Source organism: Aquirufa sp. HETE-40SA, assembly GCF_054558635.1.
The window spans coordinates 789,585-809,029 of the sequence record NZ_JBPXKN010000001.1; the positions used below are offsets into that span (position 1 = coordinate 789,585).

Annotated in this window: 19 protein-coding genes; 7 read left to right on the plus strand and 12 right to left on the minus strand. The window is 42.8% G+C overall.

All coding sequences use genetic code 11. The features are described from left to right. Positions 1-12: 12 nt before the first annotated feature. From ACRZ9O_RS03615 to ACRZ9O_RS03655, 9 genes are all read right to left on the minus strand, one after another. Complete coding sequence (locus ACRZ9O_RS03615; protein WP_459456444.1) at positions 13-456, minus strand: glucosaminidase domain-containing protein; 444 nt, start codon at positions 454-456, stop codon at positions 13-15. Positions 457-475: 19 nt separating this feature from the next. Then, positions 476-973: a LutC/YkgG family protein gene (locus tag ACRZ9O_RS03620; RefSeq protein ID WP_459456446.1), complete on the minus strand. Its 498-nt coding sequence runs from the start codon at positions 971-973 to the stop codon at positions 476-478. Beyond that, a complete protein-coding gene (locus tag ACRZ9O_RS03625) occupies positions 970-2,313 on the minus strand; it encodes a lactate utilization protein B (protein ID WP_459456448.1) in 1,344 nt (447 codons plus the stop codon). The genes ACRZ9O_RS03620 and ACRZ9O_RS03625 overlap by 4 nt, the downstream gene beginning before the upstream one ends. Further along, positions 2,306-3,019, minus strand: coding sequence for a (Fe-S)-binding protein (locus ACRZ9O_RS03630; RefSeq protein ID WP_459456450.1), 714 nt, complete (start codon positions 3,017-3,019; stop codon positions 2,306-2,308). The genes ACRZ9O_RS03625 and ACRZ9O_RS03630 overlap by 8 nt, the downstream gene beginning before the upstream one ends. A gap of 1 nt (position 3,020) precedes the next feature. Beyond that, the gene (locus ACRZ9O_RS03635; RefSeq protein WP_459456452.1) at positions 3,021-4,304 is read right to left on the minus strand and encodes an FGGY-family carbohydrate kinase; all 1,284 of its coding nucleotides are present in this window, start codon (positions 4,302-4,304) and stop codon (positions 3,021-3,023) included. A gap of 1 nt (position 4,305) precedes the next feature. Then, on the minus strand, positions 4,306-5,565 hold the full coding sequence (locus tag ACRZ9O_RS03640; protein ID WP_459456454.1) for a TIM barrel protein: 1,260 nt from the start codon (positions 5,563-5,565) through the stop codon (positions 4,306-4,308). A 4-nt stretch (positions 5,566-5,569) separates the two neighbouring features. Next, a complete protein-coding gene (locus ACRZ9O_RS03645) occupies positions 5,570-7,648 on the minus strand; it encodes a bifunctional aldolase/short-chain dehydrogenase (RefSeq protein WP_459456456.1) in 2,079 nt (692 codons plus the stop codon). A 151-nt stretch (positions 7,649-7,799) separates the two neighbouring features. Next, positions 7,800-9,122, minus strand: coding sequence for an amidohydrolase (locus tag ACRZ9O_RS03650; RefSeq protein ID WP_459456458.1), 1,323 nt, complete (start codon positions 9,120-9,122; stop codon positions 7,800-7,802). A gap of 10 nt (positions 9,123-9,132) precedes the next feature. Further along, positions 9,133-10,056 carry a sugar phosphate isomerase/epimerase family protein gene (locus tag ACRZ9O_RS03655; RefSeq protein ID WP_459456460.1) on the minus strand — a complete coding sequence of 308 codons (924 nt, stop codon included), beginning with the start codon at positions 10,054-10,056 and terminating at the stop codon, positions 9,133-9,135. A 74-nt stretch (positions 10,057-10,130) separates the two neighbouring features. Here ACRZ9O_RS03655 and ACRZ9O_RS03660 point away from each other — a divergent pair, with 74 nt between their 5' ends. Further along, the gene (locus ACRZ9O_RS03660) at positions 10,131-11,375 is read left to right on the plus strand and encodes a replication-associated recombination protein A (RefSeq protein ID WP_459456462.1); all 1,245 of its coding nucleotides are present in this window, start codon (positions 10,131-10,133) and stop codon (positions 11,373-11,375) included. Here the strand turns inward: ACRZ9O_RS03660 and ACRZ9O_RS03665 are convergent. Beyond that, on the minus strand, positions 11,350-12,003 hold the full coding sequence (locus ACRZ9O_RS03665) for a thiamine diphosphokinase (protein WP_459456464.1): 654 nt from the start codon (positions 12,001-12,003) through the stop codon (positions 11,350-11,352). The two genes, ACRZ9O_RS03660 and ACRZ9O_RS03665, sit on opposite strands and share 26 nt — an antisense overlap. 1 nt (position 12,004) lies before the next feature. Continuing rightward, positions 12,005-12,478: a cyclic pyranopterin monophosphate synthase MoaC gene (gene moaC / locus ACRZ9O_RS03670; protein WP_459456466.1), complete on the minus strand. Its 474-nt coding sequence runs from the start codon at positions 12,476-12,478 to the stop codon at positions 12,005-12,007. Between the two features lie 84 nt (positions 12,479-12,562). Between moaC and ACRZ9O_RS03675 the strand changes: the two genes are divergently transcribed. The 4 genes from ACRZ9O_RS03675 to ACRZ9O_RS03690 are packed head-to-tail and all read left to right on the plus strand — an operon-like array spanning position 12,563 to position 16,939. After that, positions 12,563-13,699 carry a molybdopterin molybdotransferase MoeA gene (locus ACRZ9O_RS03675; RefSeq protein ID WP_459456467.1) on the plus strand — a complete coding sequence of 379 codons (1,137 nt, stop codon included), beginning with the start codon at positions 12,563-12,565 and terminating at the stop codon, positions 13,697-13,699. Between the two features lie 6 nt (positions 13,700-13,705). Then, on the plus strand, positions 13,706-14,719 hold the full coding sequence (locus tag ACRZ9O_RS03680) for a dipeptide epimerase (protein WP_459456469.1): 1,014 nt from the start codon (positions 13,706-13,708) through the stop codon (positions 14,717-14,719). Then, positions 14,716-15,720, plus strand: a complete 1,005-nt coding sequence (locus tag ACRZ9O_RS03685) for an aminotransferase class I/II-fold pyridoxal phosphate-dependent enzyme (RefSeq protein ID WP_459456471.1) — start codon at positions 14,716-14,718, stop codon at positions 15,718-15,720. The genes ACRZ9O_RS03680 and ACRZ9O_RS03685 overlap by 4 nt, the downstream gene beginning before the upstream one ends. 25 nt (positions 15,721-15,745) lie before the next feature. Then, positions 15,746-16,939 carry a serine hydrolase gene (locus ACRZ9O_RS03690; protein WP_459456473.1) on the plus strand — a complete coding sequence of 398 codons (1,194 nt, stop codon included), beginning with the start codon at positions 15,746-15,748 and terminating at the stop codon, positions 16,937-16,939. Here ACRZ9O_RS03690 and lgt read toward each other — a convergent pair. Beyond that, positions 16,936-17,763, minus strand: a complete 828-nt coding sequence (gene lgt, locus ACRZ9O_RS03695; protein WP_459456475.1) for a prolipoprotein diacylglyceryl transferase — start codon at positions 17,761-17,763, stop codon at positions 16,936-16,938. The genes ACRZ9O_RS03690 and lgt overlap by 4 nt on opposite strands. Before the next feature lie 324 nt (positions 17,764-18,087). On the opposite strand from lgt, the gene ACRZ9O_RS03700 reads away from it, so the two are divergent. Together ACRZ9O_RS03700 and ACRZ9O_RS03705 are read left to right on the plus strand one after the other, a co-directional pair. Next, the gene (locus ACRZ9O_RS03700) at positions 18,088-18,660 is read left to right on the plus strand and encodes a hypothetical protein (protein ID WP_459456477.1); all 573 of its coding nucleotides are present in this window, start codon (positions 18,088-18,090) and stop codon (positions 18,658-18,660) included. A 24-nt stretch (positions 18,661-18,684) separates the two neighbouring features. Beyond that, positions 18,685-19,440: an NIPSNAP family protein gene (locus ACRZ9O_RS03705; RefSeq protein WP_459456479.1), complete on the plus strand. Its 756-nt coding sequence runs from the start codon at positions 18,685-18,687 to the stop codon at positions 19,438-19,440. Positions 19,441-19,445 lie beyond the last annotated feature (5 nt).

Below are 19,445 nucleotides of genomic sequence, written 5' to 3' on the forward strand. Positions count from 1 at the left end.
CTTAATCTATCCTTAATCTATCCGCGCAAAAGATTTTTTCATTAAGCTTATCCAACGCTTTGCATTCGCCGCGTAGCGTGCCTTTGCCATCGCTCTGGTCCATTTCATCGAATCTGGATCACCCTTTAAATTTGGATAGTATTTTTTGCTGGCCAAAACCTCGCAAAAAGCAATTATACTATCTTCAGGACGTGCAAAATGTGTGTAGCTTGATTTATTTTTTTTGGAATATTTACCTCGTAAACCGAAGTAATTATTCTGTTTAATCGATTGTTTAGATTGTCCAAAACCCGATTCACAAATCCCTACTGCTATGATTAATTTAGCGGGTATTCCATACACTGATGACAAAGAATCAATGAAGGGTTTGTAGCGTTGGATTTTCTCCTTTGTTCCCTCAACTGCGTTCGCCGTTAAATAAACGAAGAAAAAGAAAAATAAGGCGATTTGCTTCATAGGAGGCAAAAATACGAAATTATGGGTGGATTACCACCGTCAAACTTCGTGCACCATGCGCACCTATCACGAGCGATTGCTCAATATCGGCGGTCTTCGAAGGACCAGCTAAAAATAAACCAAAGCTCGAATTCGGTTTTTTTAATTCCTCGTATGCCGCATGCATGTGAGGGACTATTTTTTTTACGTTGATGACTAGATGTTGGCAAATAAACGGCGCCACTCGATGTGGTAAGGCCTCTTCTTTCAACCAAATTGCCCCATTTTCTGCCACCCCAAATTCTCCATCAATCTCCAGCACCTCCACCTCTGCTAAACTCAATCCATCCAACGTTTTGTCATATCGACGTCTACCTGGAAATACTATTTCTAATTCTTCCTTAGTCATAATTCGCGCACCCACCACTTCTAGAGAGGCTCTAAAATCAAAATCAATTGTTGTACCTTTAAAATCACCTGGATGATTCACTGGTTCAAGTGGCTCAATTTTCCTTAAAATTTGATCTCTTGCGCTCATCGTTTCTTATACCATTCTTGAAAACTTTCTTTAGGGGCCACTGGCATCTCCCGTTGCTTGTACCAAGGGTTTAATCGTGTATTTAACAAGTGGGAGAAGCGTCGCAGAAGCGATCCTCCTACTCGGTAAATCACCGGGTTTGCTAATGTGAATGCCATTAATTTCATTCCAATCGTTTTTCCTGCCGGTGCTAATCCCGCCTCCATTAAATCTTGACGCCAAAACCACAATTGCTCATGGATATTGATCTTCACTGGACAAACGTTCGAACAAGAACCACACAGCGTGCTTGCAAAAGGTAAATCGGCATTGGCTTTTTTATCAATATTGGGCGCTAAAATAGATCCGATAGGTCCTGCAACCGGTTGGTGATAACTATGCCCCCCACTCCTACGATACACTGGACAGGTATTAAAACAAGCCGCGCAGCGGATACATTTTAAAGAATTCTTGTATTTCGGATCGGCGAGTTGACGCGTGCGACCGTTGTCTAATAACACGATATGCATCTGTTGCCCTTCGCGAGGTTGATGGAAATGAGAAGAATAGGTGGTGATTAATTGGCCTGTAGCGCTGCGTGCGAGCAAACGCAAAAATACGGCTAAATCTGCTCTTTTAGGAATTATCTTTTCGATACCCGTGCAAGCAATATGGACTTTAGCTAAATGTGCCCCCATATCCGCATTACCCTCGTTAGTGCAAACCACAAATTCACCCGTTTCTGCCACCGCAAAATTCACTCCTGTAATGGCTACTTCAGAGGCCAAGAAATGACCTCTTAAGTGTTGGCGCGCCGCCTCCGTTAAAAACTGTGGATCCTTATTTCCTTTTGGCGTTCCTAAATGTTGGTGAAAGGTTTCCCCCACATCCTCCTTCTTCAAGTGAATCGCGGGCAATACGATGTGGCTTGGTGCTTCGTTTCTAAACTGAACAATGCGTTCCCCTAAATCGGTATCGACGACTTCGATGCCTTTGGATGCCAAATAATCATTTAAATGGCATTCCTCAGTCAACATGGATTTACTTTTGACAATCGTTTTTGATCCTTGTGCGGCTATAATACCATGTACAATCGCATTGTGTTCCGCGGCATCAGCGGCCCAATGGACATGAATTCCGTTAGCTATCGCTTTGGACTCAAAAGCTTGTAAATATTCACCTAGATTCGCTAAGGTATGGTCCTTGATTTGTGAGGCATGTTCACGCATAGCCTCCCATTCAGGTAAAACCTTGGAGGCCTTATCCCGCTTTGCACGCACAAACCACAAGGTTTCATCATGCCAATCGGTTCGCTCAGCATCTGCAATGAAATTCTCCGAAGCTTCTGAGTGACTAAGCATGATTCAATATTTCTACGATGTGTTTTACTTGAACTTTAGATCCCTGACGTCGCAGAATTCCTTCCATATGCATCAAACACGAGGTATCTGCTCCAGTAATAAATTCCACGTCATTCGCATCGTGTTCTTTGATACGGTCCTGACCCATCTTAACCGAAACGGCTTCTTCCGTCACACAGAAGGTACCGCCAAAACCGCAACATTCATCCTCCCGCGCAGGCATTACGACTTCGACATCATTCACGAGCGAAAGCAAATCTTGTATTTTTGAAAAAGGCTTTTCATTGCGCTCAGACATCGAACTTAAACGCAAGCCGCGCTGTCCGTGGCAACTTTGGTGCAATCCGACACGATGTGGAAATTTCGCAGATAAAGTCGTTATGCGAAGTACGTCCGTCAAAAACTCACAAATCTCATAAACCGAATTCCGAATTTTTTCCGATGGATGATGTTCCTTCAAGTGCAATACGCAAGAGCCTGACGGTCCTACGATGTAATCAAAACCTTCAAAATTATGGGTAAAATTCGCGTCGCAACCTACCGTTGATGAGGCAAAGCCCGAATTGGCCATGGGTTGGCCACAACAGGTTTGATCTGTAGGAACGACCACCTCGCAGCCCAGTTTCTCCAACAATTCCAAACTCGCCACCGCGACTTGCGGATAGAATTGGTCAATGTAACAGGGAACAAACAGGGCAACGCGCATCCTAATATCGTTTCAATTGAATTAAATTCTTGGGGGTTTCTCCCTCATAAACTAGTAAAGCCGCACCTAAAGCGCTGGCTTGTGCGACCTCTGCGGCATACACTTCTAGCTCTGGAAAGGCCCGCGCTAATAAGCGCATGTACCATTCGTTTTTACTAAAACCACCGTCTACAAACAATTGTTTGACCGGTGCATCTTTCAGCAGCAAGTTCAAGCTAAAGATTTGTTGGCCTATCAAATCTACCATGAATTGATCATACGCCGATGCTAAATCTGGAAAATCATGTAAATCACGCGAGGCAAAGGCTGATTCAAAAACGCTAGATGTTTTCGGTACTAATTCATAAACGGTGTCTGAAAATTTCAAATCCTTGAACGAACCACCGAAATGCTTCTCCATCCTCGCAACCTGCTCTTCGTGAAAATGTCCTCCAAATAATCGAGAGGCTTTAACGGGTTTGCCGTTTGGTTGTAAAAAACATAATACGTCATTCGCTAATTCAGTTGAAGTCAAAGGAGATGCGTTGAAAGGATGCATCGCAATGCACCAGGTGCCGGTTGATAAAAGCACAAAATCGGCTGATATGCTGCGCAAATAAGGGACTAATGCCGCCGATGAATCATGCAATCCGAGACCGTAATTAATCCCATCAATAGGTATAAAACTCGCAGAGGATAGTAGAGCTAATTTATCTTCAATAAGAGAGACCCAAGCATGATATTGACCCGTGTCGAAATCCCATAATGCCGTATGACAGCCAATGGACGTAATCTCAGATAAAAACTTACCTGTAAACAGGGAAGCAAGGTAATTAGGGAAATGTAAAGCTTTGAAAACCTCTGGCCAAAAAGGCTTGAAAGTCGAACCATAAACCTGCAATCCCGAATTTAAATTCCCTAAAATGGGCGATGCCGTTTTGCGGGCAAATTCTTCTTCACCCCCGAAATCCGCATAGGGAAATGGTGAGCTAACAGGTTTTAAATAATTATACAAAGGCGCAACAGGCTCTCCCGTGCGATCCACATACACAAACGATGCGCCATAAGCGGAGAAATTCAAACCGATAAGCTCGAATTCGGGCATTTGGCAGAGCTCGGTGAAAGTGGATACAATCCATTGCTGCAAAGCAGAAAGATCCTCGCAAGCAAAACCATCCTCATCTAAGATCTCGGAAAAAAGCTGCTGCTTTTCAAAAACAACCTCAAACGCAGTAGACCAGAGAAAAACCTTTTTATTGGTCTTCCCAATGTCAAATACCGCGATGACAGGTGTTCTCAAACTCATATTACAATCCCGTCGCTACCGTTTTCGCACCACGTGCCTTGATTAATTGATCACGCATTTTCTCCTCACGGAACAAAGCAATCGGATCCAAGGCACCGCCTAATTCCAAACGTGCTTGTGCCACTAAAGCGCGTACATCGGTGCGGAATACCGCTTGTAAAATCTCTTGGCAACGCACCACATCATTCGCTTCACGGGCTTCCTCTAACGCTTTTCGATCAACCAATAAAGCCTGCGCGTAGGCGATTTGAATTGCCTCCACCGATTGTAATAAATCCTCTAAAGGATCCTTCACGTTGTGTGAAGCATCGATCATCCAACCTAAATCTTTAGCATGATTCATTCCCTTCGCATCCATCCCATCCACTAATTCATTGAAGATCAAGAACAACTGGTAAGGTTTGATCGAACCTGCTGTCAAATCATCATCGCCGTATTTCGAGTCGTTGAAGTGGAAACCTCCTAATTTGCCTTCCATCAAGAGAATCGAAACAATTTGCTCGATGTTTGCATTGGGTAAATGGTGACCTAAATCCACCAAGGTCTTCGCCTGTGGTCCTAATTTATTCACCATTGAATATGACGCACCCCAGTCACCCACAGTCGTCGAATAGAAGTTCGGCTCATAGGCTTTGTATTCCAAATACAAAGACCAATCAGACGGCAAAGCGGCATAAATCTCCCGCAAACTATCCACCGTGCGCTCATAAGCGTGACGGAAATTCAGCTGACCTGGAAAACAAGAACCATCTGACAACCAAACGGTTAAGGCTTTTGAACCGAGCGAAACACCGTGCTTAATTACCTCAATATTATGATCAATCGCCTGTTTCCGAGTGGCCGCAGAAACATGTTGCAAAGATCCGAACTTATACGAGTGCGTTTGATTTGCTTGATCTTGAAAGGTATTCGAGTTCACCGCGTCGAAGGCTAAACCGTGTTGTGCAGCTAGCAAACGAATCGCCGCGGGATCCGTAGGAATATCCCATGGGATATGCAAGGAGATCGCACCAGAGGATTGATTTAACGCATGTAGCAAACCGACATCGGCAATTTTTTCTTCCAAATTACGGGGTTCGCCTCCGCCGGAGAACCGGCCAAAACGCGTTCCTCCCGTACCTAGGGCCCAGGATGGAATAGCTATTTGGAAATCTTTTAATTTCTGTAAAATGCCTGCGGGTAAATTTACCTCGGATTTCAAGAAATCTAGGCGGCGGTTGTGCCCCGCCAATAAAGCATCATTATGGTTCGAAATGTTCATCATGCTATCTTAAAAATCCTGCGGCAACACCGCCATCCACGTTCAAGGCATTTCCGGTTGACTTTTTCAACAAGCCTCCCACGAATGCAAAACACGCATTGGCTATATCGTCCGGTAAAATAGATTCATTTAATAGGGTTCTTTTCGCGTAATACGCTGGCAATTCAGCGACGGTAATTCCATAGGCTTTAGCGCGACCTTCAGCCCAACCGCCTGCCCAAATATTGGAATCAGCAATTACCGCATCAGGATTAACCGTGTTCACGCGAATGTGATCCGGTCCTAATTCGGCAGCTAATAAACGTGTCATGTGTGCCTGAGCTGCTTTCGCTGAACCATAACCTACGTTATTCGGACCTGCCACGAAGGCATTTTTAGAAACAATGTTCACGATATCGCCACCTAATCCTTGCTTGCGCATCACGGCAATTGACGCTTGAGAAACCAGGTATTGCCCTTTCACTAAGATGTCATATAATTTGTCCCAGTCGGCCTGCGTATGTTCTAGGATTCCTTTGGAAATCGAGATACCTGCATTGTTCACAATCAAATCAACCCCACCGAAATCCAAGCAAGCTTGCTTCATCGCTGCTTCGATCGATTCTTGATTGGTCACATCGGCAACCACTGTCGAAACGACGTCCTTACCGAATAAACCAATAAACTCGGCTTTCGCCTCCGCTAAACGGTCTGCATTCACATCATTTAGAATCACGCAGGCGCCTTCTTGAGCCATCTTTTTGGCAATCGCCTTACCGATCCCACCTCCGGATCCTGTGACAAACGCCACACGTCCTGACAAAGCTTTTGGCTTCGGCATGCGTTGAAGTTTTGCTTCTTCCAGTAACCAATATTCAATATCAAAAGCCTCTTGACGAGGTAAGGACGTGTAGGAAGAAATAGCCTCCGCACCACGCATGACATTGATGGCATTCGTATAAAATTCAGAGGCCACGCGAGCTGTTTGCTTGTCTTTAGCAAACGTAAACATCCCCACACCCGGGTATAAAATCACCACGGGATTCGGATCACGCATGGCTGGAGAATTCGCATGTTTGCAAGAATCATAATACGATCCGTACATCTGACGGTAATCAGCAAATAAAGGGGTCAAAGCCTCTACCGAAACATCCGATCCCAATACCAATGGCGAAATTTTTGTCCGTAAGAAGTGATCCGGGCAAGAGGTTCCTAATGGAGCTAAACGGTCTAAATCGTTCGAATTAATGAATTGTAATACGCGCTCATCGTCGGAGAAATGACCGACCATTTGCACGTGGGAGGAACAGAAACCGCGTAAAACGGGTGCCAGAGAAGCTGCCTTCGCCGAACGTTCCTCCGCTGAAAACGAAGACATGCGCGCACCGCCAAAAACAGATCCTGTTTTCGATTCAATATATTCCGCACATTTCTCGATGACCTCTAATGTATTCAAGTAACATTCGTAGGAAGTATCTCCCCACGTAAATAATCCATGTGAACCTAACATAATGCCACGCAATTGGACACCACGTGCGGCTGCCTCGTCTAAACAGGCTTTTAATTGCAAGCCTAAATCGAAACCAGGACGTTGCCAGCCTACCCAACCGATCTGTCCGTCGAATAAGTCTTTCGTGATTTGCTCGCCATCTTTAGACGCTGCGATCGCAATCGCCGCATCTGGATGTAAGTGGTCGATGTGTTTAAATGGCAAAAAGCCATGCAAGGGCGTATCGATGGATGGAGCTTTGGACGATAAATCAAAAATGCAATGATTAAACAATTCTACCATTTCATCTTCGTATTCCAAACCACGGTACACATTCGTCAAGGAAAGCAATCGATCCACGTACAAAGCCGCACAGCCTGACTTCTTCAAAGTGCCGATATCTCCACCCGAGCCTTTGATCCACATTACCTCCGTCTCAGATCCGGTTAAAGGATCCTTGTCTTGAATTTTTACCGAGGTATTTCCCCCGCCATAATTGGTAATGCGTAAATCCGCTCCTAAAATATTAGAACGGTAGATGAATAGGTCGACTTCATTTCCAGCAAGCGCCGCTACTTTTGCGTCATCCCAGAGATACGATACGTGTTTGTACATGTTGAATTTTTTTTATGAGCTAAACTACAAAAGCAAAAGGGCCCAATCACCCTAGTTTACCTAGGGTAGGTCGAATTATTTATTTAGCATTAATCAGATTTACAGGAAACTAGTATAAAAAAAGAGACGCGAAAATCGCGTCTCTTAAAATCTATTTCTTTTTCTTCAGTTGCGCCATGTCCATGTAGTCCACAACTAAACTACCAAGGGCTTTAACACCGACTTGGAATTGACCTTCATCTAGGTGAAAGTCGGGTGTGTGGTGACCTGCCACTTCGTTCGCTTTTTTATTATCTGGTCTTGCCCCCAAAAAGAAGAAGAACCCAGGAACTTTTTGTTGGAAGAAAGAAAAATCCTCTGCACCGGTGTGTGCTGGAACTGTTCTTACTCGATCTTTACCATTCACACCTTGCAAAGTAGGTAACATTTTTTCAACCAATTGCGGATCATTATAGGTCATAGGATATCCTGTTCCAATGGTCACATCCGCTTTTCCTCCACCACTTTCAGCAATATTTGTTGCGATATCTTTGATACGCTTGTGCACTAATTCACGTTGCGCTGTGCCAAAAGTCCGAATGGTACCAATCATATGAGAAGATTCCGGAATGATATTTTGGCGGATACCACTGTGAATCGCACCTACCGTAACAATCGCAGGATCTTCTGTAATATTTACCGAACGCGAAACGATGGTTTGAAGCCCCATCACGATTTGAGATGAAATCACAATCGGGTCAATTCCAGTCCAAGGACTTGCACCATGCGCTTGTTTTCCTTTGACCTTAATGTCCAATTGGTCCACAGCCGCCATCGTTGCACCTGGTTTGTATTCAATCACCCCGTTGTCATTTCCCGCGCCAATGTGTAAACCAAATATCACATCCACTTTTGGGTTTTCTAAAACGCCCTCTTTTACCATTAATTCAGCACCCGCTAGAATGGTCTCACCTTTATCATTGTAAACACCCTCTTCAGCTGGCTGGAAAATGAATTTAACGGTTCCCGCTAAATTCGCTCTTTCTGAGGCCAAAATCTCTGCGACACCCATCAAAATAGCCACATGTGAATCATGACCGCAGGCGTGCATTACACCTGTTTTTTGACCATTAAAATCTGCAACAACTTTAGATTTAAAGGGAATATCTACACGCTCAGTTACCGGCAATCCATCCATGTCAGCACGCAAGGCAACGACCGGACCCGGTTTTCCTCCTTTCAGAATTCCCACCACGCCCGTTAAGGCTACTTTTTCTTGCACCTCAATCCCTAAGGAACGTAAATGTGCGGCTACGATTCCTGCTGTACGCACTTCTTGATTTCCTAATTCTGGATGTTCGTGAAAATCACGACGCCAGGCAATAACCTTGTCTTTCATCGCATCTGCTTTTTGAGCGATAACAGGTTTCAAATTAGATTGTGCATCCGCTAAAAAGGGAGCAGCTAGTAAGCTGATTAAAACAATTTTTTTCATAGTATTTTTTTTATTTATATCCCCATCCTCTCATGATAGCAATGTTTTGCTTCATGCAATCTAATGGTTGTAATCCTTGATATGATTCTTGTTCGATAATAAAATGCTTCGTTCCGCCTTCTTTGTCTCCTAATTTAACTAGGGCTTGAACGTCGATTTGGCCAGAGCCCTTTCCTAAAACAGTGGATTCGAATTTCTCATGTCCAGCTGATGAAGGTACTTCATCTTTCACGTGCATAGATACGAAACGACCTGGAAATTTCTTCATAACCTCGGCAGGAACCCCGCCTCCATTAATCATGTTACCTATATCTAATTGTTGTGCAACCAGTGTAGGATCGGTATTATTCAACATAATGTCATATAATAATTCACCCTCTAATTTCTCAGAGAATTCAAAATCGTGATTGTGGTAGCCGAAACGCATGCCTGATTTTTGGCATAATTCACCAGACTTATTAAAGATATCCATGTACTTTAATAATAAGTTCTTATCCTTGCGAATCCCCATGTCGATCGATGGGCTAATGACTAATTCCTGACCCATGACAGCGGCATCTTCTACCGTATATTTCCAAAGGTCGGTAAAATCATTCTTCGCATCATCCCAATGCGGTTTACCCATTACTGTGTGACCTGAAGGCATTTTTATCCCCAAATCATCTAGGCGTTTTTTAAATTCATTCGCTTCCCAACCATAAAATTTACGGCCAATGTAATTCGCGTGCTCTACATATTTATAGCCCATTTCTGCCAAAGCAGTTAAGGTGCCCTGTGGATCTTTTCGCATATCCTCGCGAATGGAGTATAATTGAACTCCCACTAATTTCTTGTATTTCGCAGCTGCTAAAGCTTGCAAGGCTGGAGAAGCGAAGGCCAAAGCCCCAATTCCCATAGCCGAATTGCGTAAAAAGGAACGTCTAGAATGATTCATATTTGATAGGTTTATTTAGGACTTCAAGCTACAAATTCTATTTCTAATTTACAAAAATCCCGTAACTTCGAATCATGATGCAGCCCCTCGCAGAACGAATGCGCCCCACCACCCTAGATGAATACATCGGCCAAGAAAAGGTTGTGGGTACTAACGCACCGCTACGAAAAGCGATCGAGGCGGGGCATTTGCCTTCATGTATACTTTGGGGGCCGCCTGGTGTGGGAAAAACGACGCTGGCAACCTTATTATCTGGTGCACTTAAGCGAACGATGTACTCGCTTTCTGCCGTGCAATCTGGGGTGAAAGAAGTGCGGGAGACCTTGGAATTAGCGAAGAAAAACCGAATGTTCGAGGCTCAATCGCCCATTCTATTCATCGATGAGATTCACCGTTTTTCGAAATCCCAGCAGGACTCTCTTTTAAATGCAGTCGAAAAAGGAATTGTCACCTTAGTGGGTGCGACCACAGAAAACCCTTCTTTCGAAGTTATTTCAGCCCTTTTATCGCGTTGTCAGGTGTATGTGCTGGAATCACTTTCGAATGAGCACCTGCATACGATGCTTCAAAAAGCGATCGCCACAGATTCGCTTTTCAAGGATAAAAAAATTACCCTAACCGAAACAGATGCCTTATTTCATTTCTCTGGAGGTGATGGCAGAAAGCTTTTGAATCTATTCGAATTATTATTTACCACAGAGGGAGGAAACGAGCTCGAGGTGACGAATGCCTTAGTTACCGAACGTTTACAAAAGAATCTAGCTCAATACGACAAGGACGGAGAGCAACATTACGATATCATTTCGGCGTTTATCAAATCGATCCGTGGATCTGATCCAGATGCGGCAGTGTATTGGTTAGCGCGGATGTTAGCGGGTGGCGAATCCTTAGAGTTTATTGGTCGTAGATTGTTGATTTTGGCCTCGGAAGATATTGGTTTAGCTAATCCCAATGCGCTTTTATTAGCCCAATCTTGCTTCGATTCCATTCGAGTGATCGGCAATCCGGAATCTCGGATTATTTTATCTCAGACGGTTATCTATTTAGCGACTTCTCCCAAAAGCAATTCCGCCTACAACGCCATCAACAAGGCCATGGCCTATGTGGAACAGACGGGGGATTTACCGGTGCCATTGCATCTACGCAATGCACCTACGCGTATGATGAAGGATTTGAATTATGGAGCTGATTATAAATACCCGCACGATTTTCCGGGCAATTGGGTGGATCAGAATTACTTTCCAGAGGTTCCTTCGAGACCGGTCTTTTACAAGCCGTCAGAACAGGACAAAATTAATCGTGGCACTCCATCAAAATAAGCGCCCCGCTTTCGTACGAAATTTTTACGATCCCATCTTCGCGCGCCTCATTGCTGGAACTGGTCTGAGTTCCAAGACTCAATACAGGGTGATTTAAATCGTAGACTAAACCGGATGATTTTACTTGAAATGCTTCGCCATAGGGCATAAGTGACAGCGGAGTTCCTGCTTGATACCACTTTTCAAAGGAGGGAGGCAATAGATAAGACGTTGAATAATCGTCAAAGAACACAATCTTCAATTTCCGGCCATAGCGCACTAGCGAATGAAAATTATTCAGCGTGTGATCCATGCGCTTTCCTGACGCCCAAACGACATTGACAGCCGGATAACCCTCCTCTATTAAATATTCAAAGGCCTTTTCTAAGTCTGTCAAATTTTGATCCGGCGTATGCACCTTTTTCAAGGGATAATCACTGTAATCAGCTGCCTGAGCGTGATCGAAGTCGCCTAACCAGACGTCTACTTTGATGCCTAGCGAAATGACTCTCTCCAACGCCCCATCTAGCACCACCACCGTCGGTGACCATTCTAATAATTGTTCCACCAAATCCAACGAACAAGCCTCCCCATTCGCGATGATCAGCGCGGGTTCTTGTTTGTCTCGGATGATATGATGAGAAGACATATTAGGCTTTGAAATCGGACTTACCGCCGGATTTAGAGATCAATTTAGTTTCTTTGATAACGATACCTTTGGAAACCGACTTGCACATATCGTATACCGTTAAGGCTGCCACAGAAGCACCTACTAGGGCTTCCATTTCTACACCCGTCTTAGCTTGCAATCGACAGATACACGTAATGACAATTTGATCTTTTAAAACTTCTGTTTCAAACTTACAGGAATCTAAACCCAAGGGATGACACAAAGGAATCAAATCTGATGTCTTTTTAGCTGCCATGGTACCTGCAATTACCGCGGTTTGAAGTATGCTCCCTTTCTTGTTTTGCCAACCTGCCGCTTCAAAATGCCCCACAATTTCTGCTCCTAAAAATACGATGGACTGCGCTTTCGCTTCCCGAACCGTTTCGTTTTTAGCACTAACATCCACCATTCCTGGGGTGCCATCTGATTGCAAGTGAGAAAAGTCTATGGGCATAGCTAATTTGAAATTTAGAAAACAAAAATACAGGAGAATTAGCAAAAAATAGCGAAATTTATCAAATACGATAAAACCATACACATGATCAGCCCACTTGAAGCGATTGAACTCCTTAAAAACATCACCATTCCTTTCCGTACAGAGAAAATGCCTTTGGCAAAGACGCTTGGAATGAACATCGCCGAAAAAATAGTGGCAGATCGCGACTTTCCTCCTTTTGACCGGGTGATGATGGATGGAATTGCTGTAAAAGATATTAGTGCGCCTACCTGGAAAATCGAAGGTATTTTATTTGCAGGAGAACCGGTGAAAGCGATTAAAAAGACGGATGGTGCTTTAGAAATCATGACTGGGGCCACCGCTCCTCGTGGCACAGAGGCGATTATCAAGATAGAAGATCTGAGTATTGAGAAGAAAATAGCTACCTATATAGGTAAAACGCCTTTAGAAAAAGGGCAATTCATTCACCTGCAAGGCGCTGATGCGCCAGCTGGTTCCGTTTTAGTGAAGAAAAGAACGAAGATTGGGCCAGTGGAAATTGCGATCGCAGCGACCGTGGGTAAAGCCCATATTGAAGTAGAATCGAAGCCTCACGTACACATATTCTCCACAGGAGACGAGATCGTAGGTTTGCATGAGACACCGAAAGATCACCAGATTCGCAGTTCCAATGTGATGATGCTGAAGTCGGTGTTATTGTCCAAAGGTTTCAAAGCAAACTCAAGTCACCTACCTGATTCAGTAGAAAAAATCAAAGCTAGCATCGATAAGGCCTTGGAATCAAATGACATTATTTTATTATTAGGCGGCGTTTCAGCGGGCAAAAAGGATTTAATTCCGGGTGTATTAGCGGAAGCTGGATTCGAAACAGTATTTCACAAAATCAGCCAAAAACCGGGGAAGCCGATGTTAGTTGCTACACGTACTGACGGAAAAGTCGTTTTTGCCTTCCCTGGAAATCCGATCTCAACGCTGACTTGTTTCTGGGTCTATTTCTTACCGTGGGTATCCGGCGATTGGGCTGAATACAATGTGAAAGAAATCAAATTCTTGCCTAAACCCTCCGCGGAATTAGATCAATGGATCCCGGTAGAGAATGGAGAAGTATTAGCGCATAATGGATCAGGGGACTTGATTAATTGGTCTCGTGCAGATGGATTAGTTTGGCAAAAAGCGGGTGATAAGTCGAAAAAATTACCCTATATTCCACTCAAATAAACGCGTATGGAACTGAAACTTCATACTTTCAATCTACCCTTAAAACACACCTTCACGATTGCACACGAATCGAGAGATGTTCAGCCCACCTTAATTGTGGAATTGAGATGGCGTGGTAAAAGTGGGTTTGGAGAGGCGACTGAGACCCCTTACTATGGGGTTACGATGGAAAGGATGAAGGCACAGATTGAGTCCATAATTGATTTTTTACCACATGATATACTTCCCCATCCGAGTGATTTTTGGGCGATGATGTCTAAAACACTCTTAGATGAACATCCGTTCGCCCTTTGTGCGCTGGATGTCGCCTATTGGGACCTGTGGGGAAAGACGCACAATAAGCCACTTTACGAAATTTGGGATTTAGATATTACAAACAATCCCATTACGGATTATACCATAGGCATGGATACGGTGGAGAAAATGGTTGCCAAAATGCAGGAGACCCCCTTCCCTCTTTATAAAATCAAACTAGGCACCCCGGATGATTTGGAAATCGTAGAAGCCTTGCGCCGAGAAACAAATGCGGTATTCAGAGTCGATGCGAACACCGCCTGGTCTACTGAACAAACCATTTATTTCGCCCCAGAACTGGAAAAATTAGGAGTAGAATTCATTGAGCAACCCTTGAAAGCGGATAACTGGGAAGGAATGAAACGGGTTTACCTAGAATCTACTTTACCCATTATTGCAGACGAGAGCTGCATTCTAGAGTCTGATGTAGAGAAATGTGCGGGCTATTTTCATGGTATTAATATTAAATTAATGAAGTGTGGCGGTTTGACTCCTGCCCTACGCATGATCAAAAAAGCCAGAACGCTCGGGCTAAAAGTCATGGTAGGCTGCATGACCGAATCAACCATAGGCTGCTCAGCCATTGCGCAGCTACTTCCTTTGTTAGATTACGTCGATATGGACGGTTGTTTATTAGTAGAAGATACTATTTCAAGCGGAATTACCATCGATTATGGGGTAGTTTCCTATTCTCATTTACCCGGAACCGGTGCCACTTTGCTATGAGCTATTCGTTAACAGAAAATCATATTCCAGGTCGGAAAATAGTGTTTGAAGGATCTGAATACCTTTGGCTCGGAGGTACGAATTACTTGAATATTGGTGCACATCCTACCTTTCAAAATGCGCTAAAACAAGGAATTGAACAGTATTCCCAAAACTTCGGCAGCTCCCGTCGCAACAATTTGCAATTCTCCATTTGGGAGGATTTTGAACAAGCTTTAGCTTCCCATTTCGGGGTGGAATCAGCTGTCCTGTGTTCCTCTGGTCTAGCTGCCGCCCAAATCGCCGTCCAATTCACACAACAAAAAGGATTAACCTTAAACCTAGCTCCCCAGGCACACCCTGCCTTGTGGCGCCACCCCTATAAACCATTCGCTGGAAGCTATTCTGAATGGATCTCAACCCATCAAAAAGGCCAAATACTGGTTACAGATGGCATAGGTACCCCATGGATTACAACCTTTGATTTCTCTTTTGCGTCTAAAATGGACCCAAGTAATTACTTAATCGTTGACGAATCTCATCGAGTGGGAATTCAAGATATTTATCTTCCATGTGCTGGTCATTTACTTCAAACGGCCTCACTTTCTAAAGCATTTGGCTTGCCCGCAGGGGTCATTTTAGGTGCAGCTGCAGTCATAGAAGAGATTAAAAAGGATTCTTTTTGGGTGGGTTCCTCACCTCCTAATCCTGCCTTTTGTCATGCTGGATTGAAATCGATGGAAGCCTATAAAGAGCAAGCTCAACAGAGCAAAGCCTTGGCGGATCGCTTCGCAGCAAACTTCCAGGGTTTGGAGGTAGCGGTTACCTATCAAGCAGGTTATCCTGCCTTTTGTTCCAAAGCGCCAGGCCTATTCGAACACCTAAAATTATCTGGCATTTTAGTGAACCAATTTGCCTATCCAGATATCACTGCGCCACCCGTTTGCCGTGCTATATTGCCTACCTCTCTGACATTAAAAGATATTGATACGATAACAGATGCCATTAAAAGCTATGCCTAAAATCCTGTTTATACTACTGATCAGCATGAGTACATTCGCTCAAAAGCCCACCAATATCCTAGAGAAGCTATTACTTTCTCATCCGGACAAATTCAAGAAACTAACGGACAATCCGGAAAAATACCGCCTCCAAATCCTCTATACACAGATTGATAGAGATGCGAAAAATAAACCAACACTGACCACCTATTCCTACCGGTCAGATTCATCCGAATATTTCTACCCAGCGAGTACAGTCAAATTAGCGGCAAGTGTTTTGGCCTTAGAAAAACTAAACGCCTTAAAAATTGATAAATCAACGACCTTTCATACGCTTAAAAATCGTCCATCCCAGAATGAAATAAAGACTGACTCCTCGGCTAAATCAGGTTTACCCAGCGTAGAGCACTATATCAAAAAGATCTTATTAGTCTCTGATAATGAAGCCTATAACCGCCTATATGAATTTTTAGGCCAAAGGCCTTTCAATGAATCCATGTACTTAAAAGGATTTAAGGGTATAAGACTCACCCACCGTTTACAAACTGCCCTACCCAGGCTAGAAAATCAATACACAAACCCCATTCAATTAATAGACGGATCAGGAAAAGCTGTTTACCATCAACCAGAAGCATTTAATGAGGCACCATATAGTGCTGCAACTCCCATTTTAATTGGAAAAGGAACCATGAATGATGCAGGTAAAGTAGAAGATCATCCATTAGATTTTAGTTTAAAAAACGCTTATCCCTTACAGGCTCAACATGAATTTCTAAAAAGACTTATGCTACCTGAAGCTTACCCAGCCAAAGACCGATTTAATTTATCAAAAGGTGATTACGATTTTCTCTACCGCTATATGTCGATGTATCCGACAGAATCAAAAGAGCCAATCTACAAGGAGGAATACGCTACTTACTGTAAATTCTTGTATTATGGATCGGAGAAAAATGCAGATTTGAATCCCTCCTTGCGAATTTTCAATAAAGTAGGAGACGCTTATGGTTTCCTTTTGGACAATGCCTATGTGGTAGATTTTGACAAAAAAATCGAATTTATCGTGACGGCTGTTGTACTATGTAATGAAGACGAGATCTTCAACGATGAGAAATACGATTATGATACGATAGGATTTCCCTTCTATAAAAACCTAGGTCAGATCATTTACGATTACGAGGTCAAGCGCCCTAAAAAACAGCTTCCGAATTTAGATCACCTGCGATTCGACTATTCGAATTAAGCCCTTCTCTTTGCGTACAATAGAACACCTATTCCGAATAGAACGGCTGGAATGGATAATATTTGGCCCATATTTAGTGTCAAACTATTTTCAAATGAACTTTGGTTTTCTTTCAAAAATTCATAGAAAAAACGCAAAGTAAATAGGATGATCATAAAAAGACCCGTCAATATTCCATGAGGTGTCTTTTCTTTTTGGCGACTCCAAAGCCACAATAAAAAGGCAAAAATCACTAAACAAGAAAGCGCTTCATACAATTGTGAGGGATGGCGCGGTTCGACAAAAGAGGCCAATCCACTCGGATTAAATTCAAAATCCCGCATAAATTTGAATCCCCAAGGCAAATCAGTCGGTTTTCCAATGATCTCCGAATTCATCAAATTCCCAAATCGGATGAAGAATCCTGCCAAAGCAGTTACTATCACCATACGATCTGTCACATACAAATAGGATTGATCTTTATTCTTTTTAGTATACAAATAATAGGCAGTAAACAAACCAATGGCTGCTCCATGAGAGGCTAAACCTGAAAACGGTGGGGTGATCATTTGGATAAAAAACCGAACAGGATCAGCTAATAGCAAAGGGAATTCATAAAAGAAATAATGCCCCATACGCGCCCCCACAATTGTTCCCACCATGGTATACATCAACAATTGATCCGCTTGCTCAACGGATCTCCCCTCCTTTTTGAAAATATAACTTACTACCTGAAAACCGGCCAAAAAAGCCAAGGCAAAACATAAACCATACCAACGAATGGGGAAACCTAATAAAGTTATAATGGTAGGGTCAGCATTCCACTCAATAAATAATAAGCTCATATCGATTTAGTCTTTAGACCAAAATTAAACATTATTTCTTTGAGTTTTTTACAAAAACTTGGATAGTCTTTTTAATAAATTTAGCTGGATATAATCGATGAGGGAAGCCTAAGGACATGGCTTGAAAACTGCAAAAAACGAGTAATAGAATGAGTAGCTGACGTTTTTTCATGGTGATTTGTTAATTCTTTTGCAAAGATACAAAACAAAAGGTACTTTGCAATACAAGGTACTATAAATTATCAATTTACTGATAATTTAGCTAGAAGATGTTCGTAAGAATTAAAAGGTTGCATTTTAAAGCCTTTTTTAGGTTATTAGGACATGCAAAACATTGAACCTTCGTTCCAGTGGGAATCTATTTATGTCGCAGCCAAGGATAAGAAGTCCCCATTCTTTGGCAGACATTATTCTCAAACTACTTATGAAAATGATATTTATGGTTATTACATTCACCCGCTTTGGGATGATATAGGCTCAGAGACCTTATTTTGCAAAATTCTATACACCGATTATACAGCAAAATATACCATTATTGAATTGTTCGGGGAATGGAATGATACGCTTCATAATGATGTAATGCACTTGAAGAGAACCGTGGTAGATCATTTTGTCGATGCAGGAATAAAGCACTTTATTTTAGTAGGCGAAAATGTGCTTAATTTTCATGGATCTTTTGAAGACGACTATTATGCGGAATGGTTTGAAGATGTGGAAGATGGATGGATTGCGGCCATGCATTTTGCGCCTTTTGTGGAGGATGAATGGGCCAAATACAAGATAGATTACTACCTGAATTTTGGCGGAAACCTCCAGATTCCGAACTGGAGGACGCTGAAACCGGAGATGCTATTTTTTATGATTGACAAACTACTAAAAAGACGATTAAATCCGTAAATTCGTCCAAACCTATTTTAACACATGAAAAAAATACTTCTTTTGACCTTGCTGTGTGCAGGTCTATTTCCCTTTGCTGTAAACGCAAAAAAAGTGGATAGTCGTTACTTTGAAATGCGCATTTACTATTGCCACCCAGGCAGATTAGATGCATTAATCCAACGATTCACTAATCATACCACGAAGATTTTCGAAAAACACGGCATGACAAATGTGGGGTATTGGATCCCTACAAACAACACAGAAAATGCCCTTTATTATATTTTAGCTTATCCATCGAAAGCGGATCGCGATTCTTCCTGGAAACATTTTAGTAGCGACCCTGAGTGGAAAACAGTCTCAAAAAAATCGGAAGAGACGGGTAAAATTGTGGCAAAAGTGACTAGTTTATTTATGAATGCGACAGATTTTAGTCCTACAATTAAACCTTCTAGCGGACCTGTAAATCAAGTGTTTGAACTTCGTACCTATTCACAATTACCGGGTAGAAATCCAGCGATTTTAGCTCGTTTCAGAGATCACACGATGAAGATCTTTAAATCGCATGATATCAAAAATATCGCCTACTTCACCACCATTGAAAAGGATCCGGCTGTTCAAAGCAAATTAGTTTACCTTGTTGCGCATCCATCTGAAGAGGCTGCTAAAGTAAATTGGGCTGCTTTTGGAAATGATCCGAAATGGAGAAAAGCATCAGGCGACTCCGAAAAAGACGGCAAAATTATTGAGAAAATTGAGTCTGTTTTTATGACCCCTACTGCCTTTTCAACTATTCGGTAAGGAAT

Excerpts from the sequence above, each read along its gene's own strand:
- ACRZ9O_RS03615 (WP_459456444.1), bottom strand. The coding sequence starts at position 456 with ATGAAGCAAATCGCCTTATTTTTCTTTTTCTTCGTTTATTTAACGGCG.
- ACRZ9O_RS03620 (WP_459456446.1), bottom strand. The coding sequence starts at position 973 with ATGAGCGCAAGAGATCAAATTTTAAGGAAAATTGAGCCACTTGAACCA.
- ACRZ9O_RS03625 (WP_459456448.1), bottom strand. The coding sequence starts at position 2,313 with ATGCTTAGTCACTCAGAAGCTTCGGAGAATTTCATTGCAGATGCTGAG.
- ACRZ9O_RS03630 (WP_459456450.1), bottom strand. The coding sequence starts at position 3,019 with ATGCGCGTTGCCCTGTTTGTTCCCTGTTACATTGACCAATTCTATCCG.
- ACRZ9O_RS03635 (WP_459456452.1), bottom strand. The coding sequence starts at position 4,304 with ATGAGTTTGAGAACACCTGTCATCGCGGTATTTGACATTGGGAAGACC.
- ACRZ9O_RS03640 (WP_459456454.1), bottom strand. The coding sequence starts at position 5,565 with ATGAACATTTCGAACCATAATGATGCTTTATTGGCGGGGCACAACCGC.
- ACRZ9O_RS03645 (WP_459456456.1), bottom strand. The coding sequence starts at position 7,648 with ATGTACAAACACGTATCGTATCTCTGGGATGACGCAAAAGTAGCGGCG.
- ACRZ9O_RS03650 (WP_459456458.1), bottom strand. The coding sequence starts at position 9,122 with ATGAAAAAAATTGTTTTAATCAGCTTACTAGCTGCTCCCTTTTTAGCG.
- ACRZ9O_RS03655 (WP_459456460.1), bottom strand. The coding sequence starts at position 10,056 with ATGAATCATTCTAGACGTTCCTTTTTACGCAATTCGGCTATGGGAATT.
- ACRZ9O_RS03660 (WP_459456462.1), top strand. The coding sequence starts at position 10,131 with ATGATGCAGCCCCTCGCAGAACGAATGCGCCCCACCACCCTAGATGAA.
- ACRZ9O_RS03665 (WP_459456464.1), bottom strand. The coding sequence starts at position 12,003 with ATGTCTTCTCATCATATCATCCGAGACAAACAAGAACCCGCGCTGATC.
- moaC (WP_459456466.1), bottom strand. The coding sequence starts at position 12,478 with ATGCCCATAGACTTTTCTCACTTGCAATCAGATGGCACCCCAGGAATG.
- ACRZ9O_RS03675 (WP_459456467.1), top strand. The coding sequence starts at position 12,563 with ATGATCAGCCCACTTGAAGCGATTGAACTCCTTAAAAACATCACCATT.
- ACRZ9O_RS03680 (WP_459456469.1), top strand. The coding sequence starts at position 13,706 with ATGGAACTGAAACTTCATACTTTCAATCTACCCTTAAAACACACCTTC.
- ACRZ9O_RS03685 (WP_459456471.1), top strand. The coding sequence starts at position 14,716 with ATGAGCTATTCGTTAACAGAAAATCATATTCCAGGTCGGAAAATAGTG.
- ACRZ9O_RS03690 (WP_459456473.1), top strand. The coding sequence starts at position 15,746 with ATGAGTACATTCGCTCAAAAGCCCACCAATATCCTAGAGAAGCTATTA.
- lgt (WP_459456475.1), bottom strand. The coding sequence starts at position 17,763 with ATGAGCTTATTATTTATTGAGTGGAATGCTGACCCTACCATTATAACT.
- ACRZ9O_RS03700 (WP_459456477.1), top strand. The coding sequence starts at position 18,088 with ATGCAAAACATTGAACCTTCGTTCCAGTGGGAATCTATTTATGTCGCA.
- ACRZ9O_RS03705 (WP_459456479.1), top strand. The coding sequence starts at position 18,685 with ATGAAAAAAATACTTCTTTTGACCTTGCTGTGTGCAGGTCTATTTCCC.